Origin of the sequence: Burkholderia pyrrocinia, from assembly GCF_022809715.1 — a bacterium.
Lineage (GTDB): Bacteria > Pseudomonadota > Gammaproteobacteria > Burkholderiales > Burkholderiaceae > Burkholderia > Burkholderia pyrrocinia_C.
Map to the genome: position 1 here is coordinate 1,310,617 of NZ_CP094460.1, position 16,253 is coordinate 1,326,869.

Consider the following 16,253-nt stretch of genomic DNA (forward strand, 5'->3'; position numbering starts at 1 on the left):
TTATGTCGATTGAAACGAACTTCAGAAAATGCTTGCCGCTCGTCGTCGCACTTGCATTGGCCGGCTGCGACGGCGGTGGGTCCGTCTCGTCGTCACCGCCGCCGGATGCAACGACGGTGCAGCAACAAGCCGCGCTGGCGAACCTGAATCCGGAGACCTCCGGCAAGCTCGACGCGTTGCTGGCGATACGCGCCGCGCAGCCGAACAGCGGCACCGGCCCGCTCATCGAAGCCTTGTCGCGCGAATTTCTTGGCACGCCTTATCGAGGCGGCATGCTGAAGGGCTCGTCGACGATGCCGGAACAACTGGTGATCGACTTCAGCGGGCTCGATTGCTATACCTACCTCGACTACGTCGAAGCCGCGAGAAAGGCGACGACGAAAGCCGACTACGCGAGCCGCCTCGTGCCGACGCGCTACGTGAACGGCGACATCAGCTTCACGCATCGCCGCCATTTCTTCACCGACTGGGCCTACCGGCCGCAGGTGCTGGCCGACGACGTGACCGCCACGATCAGCGTGCATGCCGTCACGGTCACGAAGCAGCTCAACAGGAAAGCCGACGGCGGCGCATACCTGCCGGGGTTGCCGGTCGTCAGCCGGGACATCGGCCATATCCCGAGCGAATTCGTCGACGACTATGTCGTCAGCCGGCTCCGGACCGGCGACTACATCGGCATCTACGCGAAGGCCGATGGCCTCGACGTCACGCACGTCGGCTTCTTCATCGACACGCCCGACGGGCCGATGCTGCGCAATGCGTCGTCGAAAAAGGCCAACATGAAAGTCGTCGATTCGCCTTTTGTCGAGTACGTGAAGAACACGCCCGGCATCGTCGTGCTCAGGCCGCGCGCGTGAGCGACGGCATCGACCCGGCGCCTGCTATCTTCCGCCGCGATCCATTCCGCGCCGGTACGCGGCCGGGCTCGTCGCCGCGACGCGCCGGAAATGCCGGCGCAACGATTCCTCGGAGCCGAACCCCGCACGCGCCGCGACCTGCGCGAGCGGCAGCGCGGGTTGCGCTTCGAGCATGTCCTTCGCGACGTTCACGCGTTCGCGGATCAGCCACGCGAGCGGCGACATCCCCGTCGCGTCCGCGAACTGACGCTGCAGCGTGCGCGTGCTCATCGCAGCCTGCGCGGCAAGCGACGCGAGCGTATGCGGCTCGGCCGCGTGCGCGCGCATCCAGTCGATCAGCTTCGCGAGCCGGTCGCTGCCGCCCGGCGCGACCGGACGCGGCACGAACTGCGCCTGCCCGCCGTCGCGATGCGGCGGCAGCACGAGGCGTTGCGCGACACGGTTCGCGATGGCGCCGCCGTGATCGCGGCGCACCAGATGCAGCAGCATGTCGAGCCCGGCCGCCGACCCAGCCGACGTGACGATCTGCCCTTCGTCGACGTACAGCGCATCGGGATTCACGCGCAGCGCCGGGTAACGCGCCTGCAGGCGCTGCGCGTAACGCCAGTGCGTCGTCACGGTGAGCCCGTCGAGCACGCCGGCCGCCGCCAGCACGAACACGCCCGAACAGATCGAACAGAGCCGCGCGCCGCGCCGATGCGCGGCCCGCAGCTTCTTCAGCAGCGGCTCCGGCGGCAGTTCTTCGGAATCGCGCCAGCCGGGAATCACGATGGTATCCGCGCGATCGAGTGTCGCGAGCCGGTACGGCGCGGCGACCGTGATGCCGCCCGCCGCGCGCACCGGCCCCGGCTCGCTCGCGCACACCGCGAAGCGATACCAGTCGACCCCGAGTTCGGGGCGTTCGAGCGCGAACAGTTCGACCACGCAGCCGAATTCGAACGTGCAGAGGCGATCGTAGGCGAGCGCGACGACGAGATGATTGTGCATGGCGCGATGTTACCGGAACTTGTCGATCGCGCCACTGCCGCGAACCGCGCCGAACCGCGATACTGCCCTCCATCCCGGCGCATTCCGCGCCCGTTCATCCAGGAGAGCCTGCCCATGTCCTTCGTCACCGACGTGCCCGCCGCCGACAGCCCCGCCGCCCTCGCGCATTTCGAGGCATCGCTGCGATTCGAGACCGATTGCTGGGACGTGCACGACGCGCTCGCGTCCGGCGCGCCCGATTTCGTGCTGCTCGACGTGCGCGGCCCCGACCAGTTCGCCGCCGGCCACGTGCCCGGCGCGCGCAACCTGCCGCGTCGCAAGATCGTCGCGGGCAAGCTCGCCGGCTATCCGGCCGACACGCTGTTCGTCGTCTACTGCGCGGGCCCGCACTGCAACGGCGCCGCGCGCGCGGCGATCGAACTCGCGCGCCTCGGCCGCCCCGTCAAGCTGATGATCGGCGGCGTGACGGGCTGGCTCGACGAAGGTTTCGCGTTGAGCAACGAACTGCAGCCGGCGGACGCCGAAGCCCGCTGATCGTTATTAAAAACGCAACAATCAATTGCCGGCACACAAACGGAAAAAGCGCGACAATCGGCCCCATTGCAGTTCGGACGGAGCAGCACAATGAATGATGCAGTCCTGATTCAAGTGGCCGGTTCGGTCGTCGCGATCGCGCTCTATTTCCTGCCGGCCGTCATTGCCGACCGGCGCGGCCGGCACGACAAGCTGACGATCGCGATGTTCAACGCGCTGTTCGGGTGGACCGGCATCGGCTGGCTGATGACGCTGTACTGGGCGTGCCAGCCGAACCCGCGCACCGATGTCGCGCAAACGATCCTCGCGAAGCGCCGCGGCATCAGCATGCGGACCTTCTCGACCGGCCTCGTCGAACGCGTGCAGCGCCGCGTCGCCGCCCAGGAGCAATGGGCGGAGAAGCAAGGCTGCCGTTAAGTCCCTCTTTCCCCTTCACCGTGCCGCGTCGAACATCGGCATTCTGACGTTGGTCGACGCGCGGTAATTCCACGTCAGCCCGTCGCGCGGCGGCCAGCCGCCCGCGCGCAACCACGCCGCGAACGCCCCCGCCGTCACCGCCCGTGCGATCCGCTCGCCCGGACACCCATGCGGCCCCGTGCCGAAGCCGAAATTCGGCCCGGCGGCGCGGCCCGGCATCAGCCGGTGCGGGTCGCGATGCGCGGCCGGGTCGCGGTTCGCCGCGGCGAGCACGACGAGGATCGCGTCGCCGGCTTCGACGGTCACGCCTTCGATCGTCGTGCGCGACGCGACGAAGCGGCGCGTGTTCTGCACCGGCGCATCGAAGCGCCCGACTTCTGCAACGAAAGCGTCGAGCGCGGCGTCGTCCGGCGCGTCGCGCGCGGTTTCCGCTTCCCCGTTCCATGCCGCCAGCGTGTTGCCGAGCCACGCGGCCGTCGCCTCGCAGGTCTGCGACAGCAACCCGACCAGATTCGCGACCAGCGCGCCGCTCGCCTGCCAGCCCGACGCGCGGGCCGCCTGCTGCACCGCAGCGACGAGCGTGCCGTCGTGCGCGTGCGTCTGCGCGACGCGCTCGGTCATCCGCTCGAGCAGTTGCCGCGCGCCGTCGCTCGCACGGGCCAGCGCGGCCGCGTCCGACAGCGGCGACAGCGCCGCGACGAAGTCGACGACCCGGGCCGCGATGTCGTCGAGCTGCGTCTCGTCGAAGCCGAGCAGATCGGCAACCGCGCAGACGGGCACCGTCATGCACCACGCATTCAGCGCGTCGGCATCGCCCGGCGCCGGCAGCCGCCGCGCGGCAAGCTGCGCGGCGCGGGCGCGCAGCGCGCCGGTGTCGATCGGCGCGAACGCCGTGCGCAGCGCCTGCTTCGGCACGTCGTGCCGCAACGCGCCGTCGTTCATGCGCACCAGCTCGCCGAACAGCGTGCCGGCCGTCGTGCCGCGCAACGCAGGCGGCACGGGCGCGTCCAGCGGACGCACGCGGCAGGCCGGATGGCCGAGCACGGCCGTCACGGCCGCTGCGCGGCTCGCGACCCACAGGCCGAGCGCGGCGTCGAACGCGAGCGGCGGCCCGTCGACGAGCGCCGCATAGTAGGGATAGGGATCGCGGTGCGTCACCGCGGCAATGGGATCGGTCGGGTTCGGGTTCATGCGAGCAGTATCGGCGCAGCGCGCTGCCGCATGTTTCGGGTTTGCGTGAAATGTCGTCGCGCCGGCGCTGCGTATCGCATGCATTGCAGCATCGCAACGGCAGGCCGGCTTCAGGCAGCCGACCGGTAGCGTTGCGACTGCATGCGCATCCGGACGCGCCCGGCCGAAATCGCGCGCGGCTCGGGCACCACCGTGTCGTGATGGAACATTTCCTGCCGGAACTCGCCGTGTTCGTCGAACCACTGGCAGATGACCCAGTCGGCGTCGTCGAACACGACCGGCCCGGCATAAGTGACGGTCATGCGCGGCCCGCCCGTTTTCAGCGTCACGACATCGCCGACGCGAAACCTGACGCGCTGATTTTCTCGGATCGTCATCGCTCTCTCGATTTTTATATATTGAATATATTGATATTCCCGGCGGCCCGCACAACCGGTCATTTGAATATGCCGCAGATTAACAATCAAAAAAATAACCGGCAACTCCCGCGTACGAAAATTCGCTGATCGGAAAAATGCAACAATGCGCGGCATCGGCGCGCGCGGCGGAAGGCTGACCGCCAGATTCGGCGCGGCTTGCGCGCCGAATCCGGTCGAACCGGCGGAATGCGGAGAATAAACGATGGTTTTCGCGTCGTCATCGGCGTTTAAACCCGACGCGAAATCGGTTGATTATTGTCAATCAATGCTTCGACTGGAAACGATCCCACGTTTTATTGGTGATCATTCCCCGAATTAAACCGGCGAATTATCGGGCGCCGCAAACCAGCGATTGATATCGCGCCCCGGCACGGCCGCCTGGGTGAACGTGAACGTGCCGTCGCGCGCCATTTCCGTCGCGGCGCGCAGGAACGCGCCGAGCGCGGCCCGCGCCAGCGCGCCGCCGACGCTGACGCGCTTCACGCCGAGCGCCGCCAGCTCGTCGAGGCTCAGCAACCCGCCCTGCAGCCCCATCACGACGTTGACGGGCGCGCCGACCGCCTGCGTCACCGCCGCGATCTCGGCGGCGTCGGTGATGCCCGGCGCATACAGCACGTCGGCGCCCGCGTCGCGATAGGCGACGAGCCGCGCGATCGTGTCGGCGAGGTCGCGACGGCCGTGCAGGTAGTTTTCGCAACGCGCGGTCAGCGTGAACGGGAACGGCAGCGCGCGCGCCGCGTCGACGGCCGCCGCGATGCGCTCGACCGCCGCGTCGTGCGCGTAGATCGGCGCATCGGCGCGGCCCGTCGCATCCTCGATCGAGCCGCCGACCGCGCCGGCCTCGGCCGCCAGCCGGATCGTTTCGGCCACCGTGTCGGGCGCGTCGCCGAAACCGTTCTCGAGATCGGCGCTCACCGGCAGACCGCCCGCGGCGACGAGATCGGCGATGTGATCGAGCATCGCGTCGCGGTCGATCGCGTTGTCGGGCTGCCCTTTCGAAAACGCGTAGCCGGCACTCGTGGTGGCGAGCGCCTCGAAACCGGCCATCGCGAGCAGGCGGGCGGTGCCGGCGTCCCACGGGTTCGGGATGATGAAGGCGCCGGGGCGCGTATGCAGCGCGCGGAAAATTTCGGCTTGGCGGGCTTGCAGGTCGGAACGGGTCATCGCGGACTCTCGGAAGGTGTTGACGGGTGAGCTTACGCCGGCCGTGCGCGCGACGTTTCAGCGATGGCCGAAATGTCGCCGTGCGACAGGGAAAAGTCGGCGACGCAGGATGCGCGCCGGCGGCCGGCGGCAGCGGGTGGGCAGTCGCTCAAGCCCACCCGCTGCCCGCCCGCCTTCGTTCATGTCGCGGCGGACTGCCCGCCGTCGATGCCGAGCAACACGTCGGCGACGGCCTCGGAGAACTGCATCGCGCGACCGTCGATCAGTACGCCGTCCTGATTCGACGGGTCGCGCACCGCTTGCGGCACACCGTATGCGATCAGCACGCGCGCGCACGCTTCCCAGTCGGGAAGGCCGACATCCGCCGGTTCGTTGACGGAAGCCCACGACAACGTGCCGAGCGCGTCGCTCCCGAACCCGTGCGTCTCGCGCCAGCTTGCGCCGTGCGCGAGCAGGAACGCCAGCAGGTTCGCGTCGCCGCGAAACACTGCGTGATTCAGCGCGCTCGCGCTCCAGTCGCCGCCGCGCGCGGCCACCGGCCACCCCAGTTCGACCATGACCTTCACCGCGTCGCTCGAGCCCCACGCGGCGGCGTCCGGCAGCAGCCGCAGCCGGTCTTCGGGCAGCGCACCGGGCAAGTCTGGATGCCGCGCCTGGATCCGCCGCGCGGCGTCGGCGTCGGCGCGCGCGCAGGCCGCCACGAACGCGTCTTCCGCGCCGAGCGTCTCCTCCGCGCCGGCCGCGCGCAACAACGCTGCGACGTCGGGCAACCCGGTCTGCATGGCGAGCCGGTACGCACTGACGCCGGCCGCGGTCCGCGCGCCGGGATCGGCACCGGCCGCCAGCAGCGCGGCAACATGGCGCGCCGAGCAGCGCACCGCAATCGCCCGCAACAACGGCGCGCCCCACATCTTCGTCGGCCCCTCTCCGGCCGGTTCGTTCGGGTCGCCGCCATGCGCGAGCAGCAATTCGAGCGCGGTCGCATCGCGCATGTCGAGCGCGCGCCGCAACGCATTCGTCCCGCCCACCCGCGCGCCGTGTTCGAGCAGCAGGCGCGTGCATGCCGGGTTCTCCAGCGAGTGATACAGCGATTCGCCGTCGTTCGGGTCGGCGCCCGCTTCCAGCAGCATGGCCGTGAGAACCGGATCGCGATTGACGCCCGCGGCACCATACAGCGCCGACAGCGGGCCCGACTCGTCGGGCGCGGCGAGCGAGGCCGGCGGAAACCGGTTGCCGATCCGCTGGTCCGGATCGGCGCCCGCATCGAGCAGATGACGCGCGCATTCGCGCAGCCTGACGGCGAACTCGGGCATCTGCCCGAGCCGCGAATGTGTGACGGCGATCAGCGGCGGCAGATTCAGCGCGCCGCCGGCGCGCGCGATCCATCCGGGATCTGCGGCCAAGGCCGCCTTTACGGCGTCGAGATCTCCCGCCGCGCACGCGACAGTCCGATCTTCCGAAACCAGATCGGGCTGGTCGTGCAGCAGTTGCGCGGCGACGCGCGGCCGGGCCGCGTCGAAGCCGCCGGTCACGTCGCCGCCGTATGCCAGGTCAAGCCAGCGCCGTATCAGCAGCGACCGCCGTTGCTGCGTGAGCGCCTGCGTTTCGACGAACGCACCGAGATCGGCCCACGACGCGAAGCCGTACTCGCGCGCAATGCACGACTGCGCGTCGTGCAGGCGCAGCCCGAGCGCGAGCGCTTCGTCGTGCGTTCGGTTCGCGGCGGCCGGGAGAAACCGGACAAAGCGTACGACAGCCTGCGCGTCGCCCTGCCGGTACAGGCGCAACAATTCCTTGGCCTGCTTTTTCAGATGATCGGGATGGGCCTTGGGAGGCAGCTTGTTCATGCGGATCCTCGTGCAGAAATGGCCGAAGGTCCGCAATACCGCCAGCACAAAGGACAGGAGAAGACTGGATTTGCTGCGACAGGTGGGTTCAACCCTTTCCGCGGACCCGGAAGCGACCTGCATCGCTGTTCGCCATGCTAGGCGACAGCCGGCAACATCGTCAACCGTGGCGCAGCGCCTGCGTGCGGCCGTACGGCCGCTCAGCCCGCTACCGAAGCCGCACGTGCCGCGTCAGACGACGTAAGCGCCCTTCGCATGCAACTCCGCTTCGGTGCGCTCGAGCGCGGCGATCGCATCGCTGCCTTCGAGCGCGAGCAACTGCGCGACCAGCGCCTCGGCCATCGCATGCGCGGCCACCAGCGACGGGAAGAACGACGGGCTGTCGTGCGTGAAGATCAGTTGCGCGTCCGCATGCAGCGCGATCGGCGACACCGCGCTGTCGGTGATCGCGACGATCCGGCTGCCCTGCGCCTTCGCGGCCTGCGCGACGCGCGTCGCTTCCGCCGAATACGGCGCGAAGCTGACGACCACGGTCACGCTCTGCTTCGCGATCGTCCGCAGCTCCATTTCGAGCGAACCGGCGACGCCGTTGAGCAGCGACACGGTCGGACGAAACAGCCGGTAGCCGTACACGAATCCGAACGCGACCGGATAACACGAGCGGAACCCCGCGACATGCACGTGCGACGCCTTGCGGATCAGTTTGGCCGCATCCGCGAGCGCGTGCTCGTTCTGCGCGGCGGTGACCGACAGGTTGTGCTGCTGCGCGGCGAGCAGGTCGTGCGCGAGCGATGCCTTCGCGTCGGGCCGCACGAGCGAGCGCGCACGCTGCGTGAGCGGCTCGGGGCGCGTGCGCACGCGCGCGACGCACAGGTCGCGCAACTCGTTCCAGCCGGGGAAACCGAATTGCTGCGCGAGCCGCACGAGCGACGCAGGCTGCACCTGCGCACGCTGCGCGACCTTGCGCATCGACGCGGTGGCGACCTCGTCGGGATGATCGAGCAGGAATGCGGCGCCCGCCTGGAATTGCGGGCTCAGCTCGGAAAATTGCGCCCGGATCCGGGACGCGAGTTCGTCGAAATTGGCGGCCATCTTGGTGGGAACGGGAACCGGTCGTTCATGGTATCACCGGCCCCGCGCGCACCGGTCAGCGCAGCACTTCGACGTGGTCGGCGTCGACCTTCACCTTGCCCGACCACTTGCGCTCGAATTCGCCGGTCAGCTTCACTTCGCTCTTGTCGCTGACGGGCTGCCCGGCCGCCCACAGCTTGTTGTCGATCTCGACGCGGATCGTGCCGGTCGCGTCGGCGAACTCGTAATCCTCGCCGCCGGCATGCTTGACGATACGGCCCTGCAATTGCACGTGCTGATCGTCCTTGCCGTTCGCAAGCAGTTCCTTCACGGTCGTCGTGGTCAGCGCGGACGGTCCCGTGTATTGCGCGTAGACGGCGGCAGGCAGCGTGGCGAGCGCGACCGTCAGGATTCTGGCCAGTTGTTTCATGATGTCGGTCCTCTTCTTCGATGTGATGCCGCGCCCCGTTGAACGCGACGGCACCAGATTACGGACCGTAAGATTAAGCAAACCTGAAGGTCGCGCCGAGGCGACACGGTGCCGCATCGGGCGGGGTCGAAAGCCCGACGCACGCCGCCCGCATTTAAGCTCGGCCTAAGATGCGTGCGCTTATCATGGGAACCCCGGGCGCCGCGGCGCCCTGCTGAAGAGACACGAATTCATGCGCGTACTGCTCGTCGAGGACGATCCGCTGATCGGCAGCGGGCTCGAACAGGGCCTCAAACAGGAAGGCTTCGCGGTCGACTGGGTGAAGGACGGCGACGCCGCGTCGCTCGCGCTGCGCTCGACCGGCTACGGCCTGCTGCTGCTCGATCTCGGGCTGCCGAACCGCGACGGCCTGTCGGTGCTCGCCGCGCTGCGCCGCCGCGACGAAACCCTGCCCGCGATCATCATCACCGCACGCGACGGCGTGCCGGACCGCATCGCCGGCCTCGACAGCGGCGCGGACGACTATCTCGTCAAGCCGTTCGCGCTCGACGAACTGCTCGCCCGCATCCGCGCGGTCAACCGCCGCCATGCGGGCCGTGCGCAGACGACGCTCGCAATCGGCCCGCTGCGGCTCGATCCCGTCAAGCACCTCGTCTGGCTCGACGACGAAGAAGTGTCGCTGTCGCCGAAGGAGTTCGTGCTGCTGCACGAGCTGATGCGCGAGCCGGGCGCGGTGATTTCGCGCGAGCAGTTCGAGGAGCGGCTGTACAGCTGGGGCGAGGAAATCGAAAGCAACGCGGTGCAGGTGCATATCCACAACCTGCGCAAGAAGCTCGGCCACGACATGATCCGCACGGTGCGCGGCGTCGGCTACCGGATCGGCGACGGCGCATGATGCGCGTGCAACGCGCGATCGAGCGCTGGCGCAGCGCGTCGCTGCGGCGGCGCCTGCTGATGTGGCTGCTGCCGGCCGCGTGCGTGATCGGCCTGGTCGCGAGCGCGGGCACCTACTGGGGCGCGCTGCGCGAACTCGACGACCTGCTCGACGACCAGATGCGCAGCATGTCGAAGCAGATCGTCGTCGGCCCGAACGGCGAGCTGTCGTTCAGCAACCGCGCCAACGGCAAGCACGGCTTCGAGGCCAGCGATCCCGATGCCGTGCTGCTGCAGGTCTGGCGCAACGGCACGCTCATGTATTCGACCGACCGCGATTCGAAGCTGCCGCCGCCCGCGCAGACGGGCATCGCGAGCATCGACGTCGGCGGTCAGCCGTGGCGCACCTATGTGACCGAGCGCGGCGGCACGACGATCCGGCTCGCGCAGGCGCGTCATGCGCGGTGGGAAGCGATCGCAGGCATCGCCGTGCACCTGCTGTGGCCGGTGTTCTCGATGTTGCCGGTGCTGGCGATCGGCCTGTGGTTCGGCATCGGCGCGGGACTGCGGCCGCTGCGCACGATCGCATCCGGCCTTAAACGCAGGAATGCGAACAATCTCGAACCCGTCGATGTCGCATCGATGCCGAACGAGGTCCGGCCGCTCGCCGAAGCGATCAACGACCTGCTCGCGCGGCTCGACCGCTCGTTCACGCTGCAGCGGCACTTCATCGCCGATGCCGCGCACGAGTTGCGCACGCCGATCATGGGGCTGTCGATTCAGTCGCAATTGCTGCGGCGCGCGGCGACCGACGACGAGCGCGAGCGCATTCTCGCGCAGATCCATGCGGGTACGACGCGCCTCGGCCACCTCGCCGAACAGCTGCTGACGCTCGCGCGCCTCGAACCCGATGCGCAAGCGGCCACGTCCGCGTCAGCGCCCGTCGATCTCGCCGCGTTGTGCCGGTCGGTGGTCGCGGACCGCGCGCGCGTCGCCGACGCGCACCGGATCGATCTCGGCGCGATCGTCGCAACGCCCGTGATGGCCGCGGGCAATATCGACACGCTGCGCGTGCTGCTGAACAACCTCGTCGACAACGCGATCCGCTATGCGGGCGACGGCGCGCGCGTCGATGTTTCCGCGCGCATCGACGGCACGACGCCCGTGCTCGAAGTCGCCGACGACGGCCCCGGGATCCCGGAAGCCGAGCGCACCGACGTGTGGGAACGTTTCTATCGCGGCGAGGGTGCGCAGGCCGTCACGTCGTCGGGCAGCGGGCTCGGGCTGTCGATCGTCAAGCGGATCGCCGAACAGCATCGCGCGACGGTCGCACTCGGCACCACGCGCGGCGGGCGCGGGCTGACTGTCACGGTGCGCTTCCCTGCACCAGTCTGATGCGTGCGTGACAGGCGGCTTTTCCACAGATTATGTTGGCAAGCTTGTGGACAACCTTCCATTAACGGCACCAAGCCATTGATCGGAAAGGGATTATCACGCGTGCGCGGCAAATGCGCCATGCGGTTGCAAATACACGCAAATTTGACAACCAGTTGTCTATTACGTAAAGTAGTTGTCAATTCATCACGCGGATCGAATATGACGAAATCCGAAAAGTTGACCGCCGTCGCGCTATCCGTATTCCGCTTGAACGGTCTGCTGATCGAATGGGGCAACGCCTTTGCCGGGCCGCACGGCTTGACCAGTGCGCGCTGGCAAGTGCTCGGCGCGATCTCGATGGCGCCGGAAGCCCCGAACATCCCGCAGATCGCCGACGCGATGGGTATCACCCGGCAGGCCGTGCTGAAACAGATCAACGTGCTGGTCGACGAAGGGCTGGTCCGGTCGCTGCCGAACCCGGCGCACAAGCGCTCGCCGCTGTATGCGCTGACCCCTCGCGGCGACGCGGCCTATCAGGCCGTGGTCGGGCAATGGCAACAGCACGTTCGCGACATTGCCGGCGACTTCAGTTCAACTGACCTGGATGCGGCGATTCGCGTGCTGTCGGCGATGTCCGTCGCGCATGACCAGGATGGCCAAGCGTAACCGCACGATTGCCGCACGCCCCTCAGGAGTTCCCATGCCTCAGTTCAAGCCGATGGATCCGGCATTTCCGATCCAGCAACAGATCGCCATCGACGCGGAGCCCGTCGTCCTCGTCAACGTGTTCACGCTGGATCCCGCGGACGAAGCGGACTTTCTGGCCGTGTGGAAGGACGACGCCGAATTCATGAAGCGGCAGCCGGGATTCATCTCGACCCAGCTTCATCGCGCGCTCGGCGACAGTCCGACTTACCTGAACTACGCGATCTGGGAATCGACGCACGCGTTTCGTGCGGCCTTCACGCATCCCGAGTTCGTCGCCAAGCTCTCGGCCTATCCGTCGTCCGCCGTCGCCAGCCCGCACCTGTTCCAGAAAGTCGGCGTGGCCGGTATTTGCACTGCGTGAGTTCCCGCGCGAATCGAGGCAACACGTGGCATAGGTTGGTGTCGTGCCCGCCGATCGCGAACGCGCAGTTCTCCACAGAAAATGTTGGCAAGCTTGTGGATATCCTGCGCACCGCAGCGCTAAACCCTTGATCCGATGGACTTTGGCACGCGTGATGCAGACGAGGCGCGTGCAATGACCTTCACGCGCATCGCATCGCCGCACTTCGCATCACGACGCCACGGCGATGCACGTCGCGGTCGCCACACGCGTGCCGGCCATGCGCCGCGCCACTTACCCACAGATTTTGTTGGCAAGCTTGTGGATATCTTGCGCACGCGCGCGCTAACCCGTTGATCCGCCTCAGGTTCATGCGCCGCGTCAGCGTTTCGGCAACATGCGGCGCGAGCATGCGCGAATACGGAATGATCCGGCGCGACGGCGGCGCGCCGCCCGCGCCTTGACGCTCGCGCCCGCCGCGCGTCACTATCACGCGAGCCGCACGCGGCCGCGCATCGCCGGCTTCGCGCGTCGGCGCAACGTGCCGGCCGTTCCGCCGGCGCACACCACGACACATCACTCCGAGGAAGGCCATGGAACACTTCACCGCGTGGCAGTTGCTCGTCTCGCTCGTGCTCGTCGCTGTCGTCGTCTATCCGTATGTCCGCATCGTCCGGCGCACCGGGCATTCGGGCTGGTGGATCCTGGCGATGTTCGTCCCGGTCCTGAACTTCATCATGTTGTGGGTGTTCGCGTTCGCGCGCTGGCCCGCCGTCGACGATCGGCAAGGCTGAACGCCGCGACGGCGGACGCTCGGGCTTGTCCACAGATTTTGTTGGCAAGCATGTGGATAGCCTGCGCATACCGCGACCAAGCGCTTGATCCGTAAGACTTTGTCCGCGCCGCTTCGAATGCGGCACGCGGCCGGCAAATCGCCGCTCGCGCATCGCCTCGACGCGTGACGGGCAGCCTGCCGCGCCGGCGTACCCGCTTGTCCACAGATTTTGTTGGCAAGCGTGTGGATAGCCTGCGCATACCACGGCCAACCGCTTGATCCGTAAGACTTTGTCCGCGCCGCTTCAAACGCGTCACGACGAACGCGACCGCCCGCGAGCTTGTCCACAATTTTTGTTGGCAAGCATGTGGATATCCTGAGCATGCGCGAGCTAAGTCGTTGATCGCACAACGTTTGGTCGCACGGGTCACGACTGCGGCACGGCCTGCAAGCGCATCCCGTCGCGCACGCCGCACCGCCCTGCTCAACCGAATGCCGCAACCACGACGCGCGCGACGTCGGCGATCACATCGTCCTTCGCCCGCGCATCGGCACGCGCCTGCGTGTAGTACACGGCCAGCACGATCGGCGCACGCGACGGCGCCCACACGACGCCCGCATCATTCGTCGTCCCGTAGTCGCCGGTGCCCGTCTTGTCGCCGACCGTCCACCCGGCCGGCACGCCCGCGCGGATCCGCTTGTCGCCGACCTTGTTGCCGCGCAGCCACGTGACGAGCTGCGCACGCTGCGCGGCCGGCAGCGCATCGCCGAGCGTCAGCACGCGCATGCTCGCGGCCATCGCGGCCGGCGTCGTCGTGTCGCGCAGGTCGCCCGGCAGTGCGGTATTCAGTTCGGTCTCCCATCGATCGAGCCGGAACGTGTCGTCGCCGATCGAGCGAGCATATGCAGTCACCGCCGACGGGCCGCCGATCAGCTTCATCAACAGGTTCGCGGCCGAGTTGTCGCTGTACTGGATCGTGGCCTCGCACAGTTCGGCAACCGTCATGCCCGCGCCGACATGCTTCTCCGTCACCGGCGAATAGTTGACGAGATCGGCCTTTCCGTACGTCACGCGTTGTTGCAGCAATCCCGGACGCGCAACGCTCTGCGCAAGCACCGCCGCACTCAGCATCGCCTTGAACGTGCTGCAGAACGGGAAGCGTTCGGCGGCGCGATGCGCCACGCGCCGGCCGCTCGCGGTGTCGATCGCGCACACGCCGAGACGGCCGCCCGCGTCGCGTTCGAGATGGGCAAGCGCCGCCGCGGCGGCAGCGGCTGCGACGTCCGGCGTCGCAGCCTCGTTCGGCGCAGCGGCCTGCGACGACGCGCACGCCGCGACGGTCAGGGCGAGCGGCGCCGTCGCGGCGGCCAGCAACAGGGTTCGACGTTTCGATGAGTAGGTCATGTCGGTTGTCTCGTGATGGAATGGACGCGAAATGGTGTTGAAAACGGCCGGCCGCCGAGACAGCACTATCGGGACTTTACGGTTGCCTGACAAGCAACGATAATTGAGCGCTGACAAAAGAAAATCTTATGACTAAGCTCCGCCCTCATCTTCCGCTCAATGCGCTGCGCGCGTTCGAATCGTCCGCGCGCCACCTGAACTTCACGCGCGCCGGCCTCGAGCTGAGCGTGACCCAGGCCGCGGTCAGCCAGCAGGTGCGTTCGCTCGAGGAACGGCTCGGCTGCACGCTGTTCACGCGGCTGCCGCGCGGCCTCGGGCTCACCGACGAGGGGCGCGCTCTACTGCCCGTGCTGAGCGATGCGTTCAGCCGCATCGAGACGGTGCTCAAGCAGTTCGACGGCGGGCGTTTCCACGAGGTGCTGACGCTCGGTGTCGTCGGCACCTTTGCCATAGGCTGGCTAATGCCACGGCTGAAGCAGTTCGGCGATACGCACCCGTTCGTCGAGCTGCGGCTGCGGACCAACAACAACGTCGTCGACCTCGCCGCCGAGGGCCTCGACTTCGCGATCCGTTTCGGTGAAGGCAACTGGCCGGCGACGCGCAACGAGCGCCTGCTCGATGCGCCGCTCACCGCGCTGTGCGCGCCGGAAATCGCGCGGCGCCTCGCGCAGCCGGCCGATCTCGCGAATGAAACGCTGCTGCGCTCGTACCGCACCGACGAATGGCTCGGCTGGTTCGACGCCGCGCAGCTCGAACCGTGGGCGGTCAACGGGCCGGTGTTCGATTCGTCGCGGCTGATGGTCGAGGCCGCGATGCAGGGCGCGGGCGTCGCGCTCGCGCCGGCCTGCATGTTCGCGCGCGAACTGCAGCTCGGCCTGCTCGCGCGACCGCTCGACATCGACGTGCGCGCGGGCGGCTACTGGCTCACGTCGCTGAAGTCGAAACCGCTCACGCCCGCGATGACGCTCTTTCGCGACTGGATCGCGGCCGAAGCGGCCGACACGGCACCGGCCGCGTAACGCGGCCGCGCTTGTCCACAGAAAGTGTTGGCAAGGATGTGGATATCCTGGGTACCCGGGACCTAAGCCCTTGATCGCGCACGAATTACCGTGCCTACGCAGACATCGGGCAGCCCATGCGCGCGGGCCTCGCAGGCCGATCGCGTTCAGGCCGGATCCTCAACCAGTGCGACGCAATCGATCGCGAGTTGTCCACAGATTTTGTTGGCAAGCCTGTGGATATCCGCCAGACCAGATGCGTAACATATTGATACACAAGGGGATTCGATTTACGGACCTTGACGGGTCAAGGATGCGGCAGCGCAAGGTCATTCGAACCGCACGCCGGGCGCGTGCCGTGCCCTCGGCCGGTTCTCCACAGATTGTGTTGGCAAGCTTGTGGATATCCTGCGCATCGGCCGCCTAACTCATTGAGCGCAAGGGAATTTGTGCTTCGTCTGCAGAATCGGGCAGCGCCGGCGCCGCCCGTGCGGCGGGCGCCGGCGCAATCCGCGCGTCAATGCCGGTCGAGCCCGCCGCGCAATTCGCTCGCCTTGTCGCGCAGCGCCTCGTAACCCGAACGCGCATGCTCGGGCAGGTCGGGATCGCCGATCAGTGCGCCGAGCGTTTCGATCAGGCTGAACAGGATGCCCTTCGCCGCGCCGACCGCGATGCTCTGCGATTCGATCGACTTGTGCAGGTGGTCGACCGCCGCCTCCAGATTCTCGAGCTTCTGTTCACCGTCGTCGGGCCGGTTGTCGGTCGTCATCGTTTACCTCCGCCATCGTTCAAGGGTCATGTCACGATTCTATGCCGCTGCGTGCAAACGTGGCGCGACATCGCGCAACGTTTGCACGTCG

General features: G+C 67.7%; 19 protein-coding genes. 9 read left to right on the forward strand and 10 right to left on the reverse strand.

Features of this window, described 5'->3' with window-relative positions:
* Nucleotides 1-116 precede the first annotated feature (116 nt).
* A complete protein-coding gene (locus MRS60_RS22775) occupies nt 117-857 on the forward strand; it encodes a DUF1460 domain-containing protein (protein ID WP_243566739.1) in 741 nt (246 codons plus the stop codon).
* A 24-nt stretch (nt 858-881) separates the two neighbouring features.
* Here the strand turns inward: MRS60_RS22775 and ftrA are convergent, their stop codons facing one another.
* A complete protein-coding gene (gene ftrA, locus MRS60_RS22780; protein ID WP_105391208.1) occupies nt 882-1,844 on the reverse strand; it encodes a transcriptional regulator FtrA in 963 nt (320 codons plus the stop codon).
* Nucleotides 1,845-1,958: 114 nt separating this feature from the next.
* Between ftrA and MRS60_RS22785 the strand changes: the two genes are divergently transcribed.
* A complete protein-coding gene (locus MRS60_RS22785; protein ID WP_034180581.1) occupies nt 1,959-2,378 on the forward strand; it encodes a rhodanese-like domain-containing protein in 420 nt (139 codons plus the stop codon).
* A gap of 90 nt (nt 2,379-2,468) precedes the next feature.
* On the forward strand, nt 2,469-2,795 hold the full coding sequence (locus tag MRS60_RS22790) for a superinfection immunity protein (protein WP_034180582.1): 327 nt from the start codon (nt 2,469-2,471) through the stop codon (nt 2,793-2,795).
* A 15-nt stretch (nt 2,796-2,810) separates the two neighbouring features.
* On the opposite strand, the gene MRS60_RS22795 is transcribed toward MRS60_RS22790, so the two are convergent.
* The 6 genes from MRS60_RS22795 to MRS60_RS22820 form a co-directional block, all read right to left on the reverse strand.
* A complete protein-coding gene (locus MRS60_RS22795; protein ID WP_243566740.1) occupies nt 2,811-3,986 on the reverse strand; it encodes a cytochrome P450 in 1,176 nt (391 codons plus the stop codon).
* A 110-nt stretch (nt 3,987-4,096) separates the two neighbouring features.
* Nucleotides 4,097-4,363 carry a YodC family protein gene (locus MRS60_RS22800; RefSeq protein ID WP_034180583.1) on the reverse strand — a complete coding sequence of 89 codons (267 nt, stop codon included), beginning with the start codon at nt 4,361-4,363 and terminating at the stop codon, nt 4,097-4,099.
* A gap of 357 nt (nt 4,364-4,720) precedes the next feature.
* Nucleotides 4,721-5,569, reverse strand: a complete 849-nt coding sequence (locus MRS60_RS22805) for an isocitrate lyase/PEP mutase family protein (protein ID WP_243566741.1) — start codon at nt 5,567-5,569, stop codon at nt 4,721-4,723.
* A gap of 179 nt (nt 5,570-5,748) precedes the next feature.
* Complete coding sequence (locus MRS60_RS22810; protein ID WP_243566742.1) at nt 5,749-7,416, reverse strand: ankyrin repeat domain-containing protein; 1,668 nt, start codon at nt 7,414-7,416, stop codon at nt 5,749-5,751.
* A gap of 231 nt (nt 7,417-7,647) precedes the next feature.
* The gene (locus MRS60_RS22815) at nt 7,648-8,508 is read right to left on the reverse strand and encodes a MurR/RpiR family transcriptional regulator (protein WP_034180586.1); all 861 of its coding nucleotides are present in this window, start codon (nt 8,506-8,508) and stop codon (nt 7,648-7,650) included.
* 55 nt (nt 8,509-8,563) lie between these two features.
* A complete protein-coding gene (locus tag MRS60_RS22820; protein WP_034180587.1) occupies nt 8,564-8,917 on the reverse strand; it encodes a NirD/YgiW/YdeI family stress tolerance protein in 354 nt (117 codons plus the stop codon).
* Nucleotides 8,918-9,149: 232 nt separating this feature from the next.
* Here MRS60_RS22820 and MRS60_RS22825 point away from each other — a divergent pair, with 232 nt between their 5' ends.
* The 4 genes from MRS60_RS22825 (at nt 9,150) to MRS60_RS22840 (ending at nt 12,236) form a co-directional block, all read left to right on the forward strand.
* Nucleotides 9,150-9,812, forward strand: a complete 663-nt coding sequence (locus tag MRS60_RS22825; protein WP_105392178.1) for a response regulator — start codon at nt 9,150-9,152, stop codon at nt 9,810-9,812.
* Complete coding sequence (locus MRS60_RS22830) at nt 9,809-11,185, forward strand: ATP-binding protein (RefSeq protein ID WP_034180589.1); 1,377 nt, start codon at nt 9,809-9,811, stop codon at nt 11,183-11,185. Before MRS60_RS22825 ends, MRS60_RS22830 begins: the two co-directional genes overlap by 4 nt.
* A gap of 201 nt (nt 11,186-11,386) precedes the next feature.
* Nucleotides 11,387-11,833 (forward strand): MarR family winged helix-turn-helix transcriptional regulator, encoded by a 447-nt coding sequence (locus tag MRS60_RS22835; RefSeq protein WP_034180590.1) that lies wholly within the window; start codon nt 11,387-11,389, stop codon nt 11,831-11,833.
* A gap of 34 nt (nt 11,834-11,867) precedes the next feature.
* Entirely contained in the window at nt 11,868-12,236 is a 369-nt protein-coding gene (locus MRS60_RS22840; protein ID WP_034180591.1) for an antibiotic biosynthesis monooxygenase family protein, read from the forward strand.
* Between the two features lie 181 nt (nt 12,237-12,417).
* Here the strand turns inward: MRS60_RS22840 and MRS60_RS22845 are convergent, their stop codons facing one another.
* Complete coding sequence (locus MRS60_RS22845) at nt 12,418-12,810, reverse strand: hypothetical protein (protein ID WP_243566743.1); 393 nt, start codon at nt 12,808-12,810, stop codon at nt 12,418-12,420.
* Between MRS60_RS22845 and MRS60_RS22850 the strand changes: the two genes are divergently transcribed.
* Nucleotides 12,809-13,009, forward strand: coding sequence for a membrane protein (locus MRS60_RS22850; protein ID WP_034180593.1), 201 nt, complete (start codon nt 12,809-12,811; stop codon nt 13,007-13,009). The two genes, MRS60_RS22845 and MRS60_RS22850, sit on opposite strands and share 2 nt — an antisense overlap.
* Nucleotides 13,010-13,474: 465 nt before the next feature.
* On the opposite strand, the gene blaPEN-bcc is transcribed toward MRS60_RS22850, so the two are convergent.
* Nucleotides 13,475-14,395: a PEN family class A beta-lactamase, Bcc-type gene (gene blaPEN-bcc / locus MRS60_RS22855; RefSeq protein WP_034180594.1), complete on the reverse strand. Its 921-nt coding sequence runs from the start codon at nt 14,393-14,395 to the stop codon at nt 13,475-13,477.
* Nucleotides 14,396-14,523: 128 nt separating this feature from the next.
* Here blaPEN-bcc and penR point away from each other — a divergent pair, with 128 nt between their 5' ends.
* A complete protein-coding gene (gene penR, locus MRS60_RS22860; RefSeq protein WP_034180595.1) occupies nt 14,524-15,414 on the forward strand; it encodes a beta-lactamase transcriptional regulator PenR in 891 nt (296 codons plus the stop codon).
* 496 nt (nt 15,415-15,910) lie between these two features.
* Here penR and MRS60_RS22865 read toward each other — a convergent pair whose 3' ends face one another.
* Nucleotides 15,911-16,162 carry a hypothetical protein gene (locus MRS60_RS22865; protein WP_034180596.1) on the reverse strand — a complete coding sequence of 84 codons (252 nt, stop codon included), beginning with the start codon at nt 16,160-16,162 and terminating at the stop codon, nt 15,911-15,913.
* Nucleotides 16,163-16,253 lie beyond the last annotated feature (91 nt).

Coding starts and splice junctions, on each gene's coding strand:
- ftrA (WP_105391208.1), bottom strand. CDS start 1,844: ATGCACAATCATCTCGTCGTCGCGCTCGCCTACGATCGCCTCTGCACG.
- MRS60_RS22785 (WP_034180581.1), top strand. CDS start 1,959: ATGTCCTTCGTCACCGACGTGCCCGCCGCCGACAGCCCCGCCGCCCTC.
- MRS60_RS22790 (WP_034180582.1), top strand. CDS start 2,469: ATGAATGATGCAGTCCTGATTCAAGTGGCCGGTTCGGTCGTCGCGATC.
- MRS60_RS22795 (WP_243566740.1), bottom strand. CDS start 3,986: ATGAACCCGAACCCGACCGATCCCATTGCCGCGGTGACGCACCGCGAT.
- MRS60_RS22800 (WP_034180583.1), bottom strand. CDS start 4,363: ATGACGATCCGAGAAAATCAGCGCGTCAGGTTTCGCGTCGGCGATGTC.
- MRS60_RS22805 (WP_243566741.1), bottom strand. CDS start 5,569: ATGACCCGTTCCGACCTGCAAGCCCGCCAAGCCGAAATTTTCCGCGCG.
- MRS60_RS22810 (WP_243566742.1), bottom strand. CDS start 7,416: ATGAACAAGCTGCCTCCCAAGGCCCATCCCGATCATCTGAAAAAGCAG.
- MRS60_RS22815 (WP_034180586.1), bottom strand. CDS start 8,508: ATGGCCGCCAATTTCGACGAACTCGCGTCCCGGATCCGGGCGCAATTT.
- MRS60_RS22820 (WP_034180587.1), bottom strand. CDS start 8,917: ATGAAACAACTGGCCAGAATCCTGACGGTCGCGCTCGCCACGCTGCCT.
- MRS60_RS22825 (WP_105392178.1), top strand. CDS start 9,150: ATGCGCGTACTGCTCGTCGAGGACGATCCGCTGATCGGCAGCGGGCTC.
- MRS60_RS22830 (WP_034180589.1), top strand. CDS start 9,809: ATGATGCGCGTGCAACGCGCGATCGAGCGCTGGCGCAGCGCGTCGCTG.
- MRS60_RS22835 (WP_034180590.1), top strand. CDS start 11,387: ATGACGAAATCCGAAAAGTTGACCGCCGTCGCGCTATCCGTATTCCGC.
- MRS60_RS22840 (WP_034180591.1), top strand. CDS start 11,868: ATGCCTCAGTTCAAGCCGATGGATCCGGCATTTCCGATCCAGCAACAG.
- MRS60_RS22850 (WP_034180593.1), top strand. CDS start 12,809: ATGGAACACTTCACCGCGTGGCAGTTGCTCGTCTCGCTCGTGCTCGTC.
- MRS60_RS22845 (WP_243566743.1), bottom strand. CDS start 12,810: ATGGCCTTCCTCGGAGTGATGTGTCGTGGTGTGCGCCGGCGGAACGGC.
- blaPEN-bcc (WP_034180594.1), bottom strand. CDS start 14,395: ATGACCTACTCATCGAAACGTCGAACCCTGTTGCTGGCCGCCGCGACG.
- penR (WP_034180595.1), top strand. CDS start 14,524: ATGACTAAGCTCCGCCCTCATCTTCCGCTCAATGCGCTGCGCGCGTTC.
- MRS60_RS22865 (WP_034180596.1), bottom strand. CDS start 16,162: ATGACGACCGACAACCGGCCCGACGACGGTGAACAGAAGCTCGAGAAT.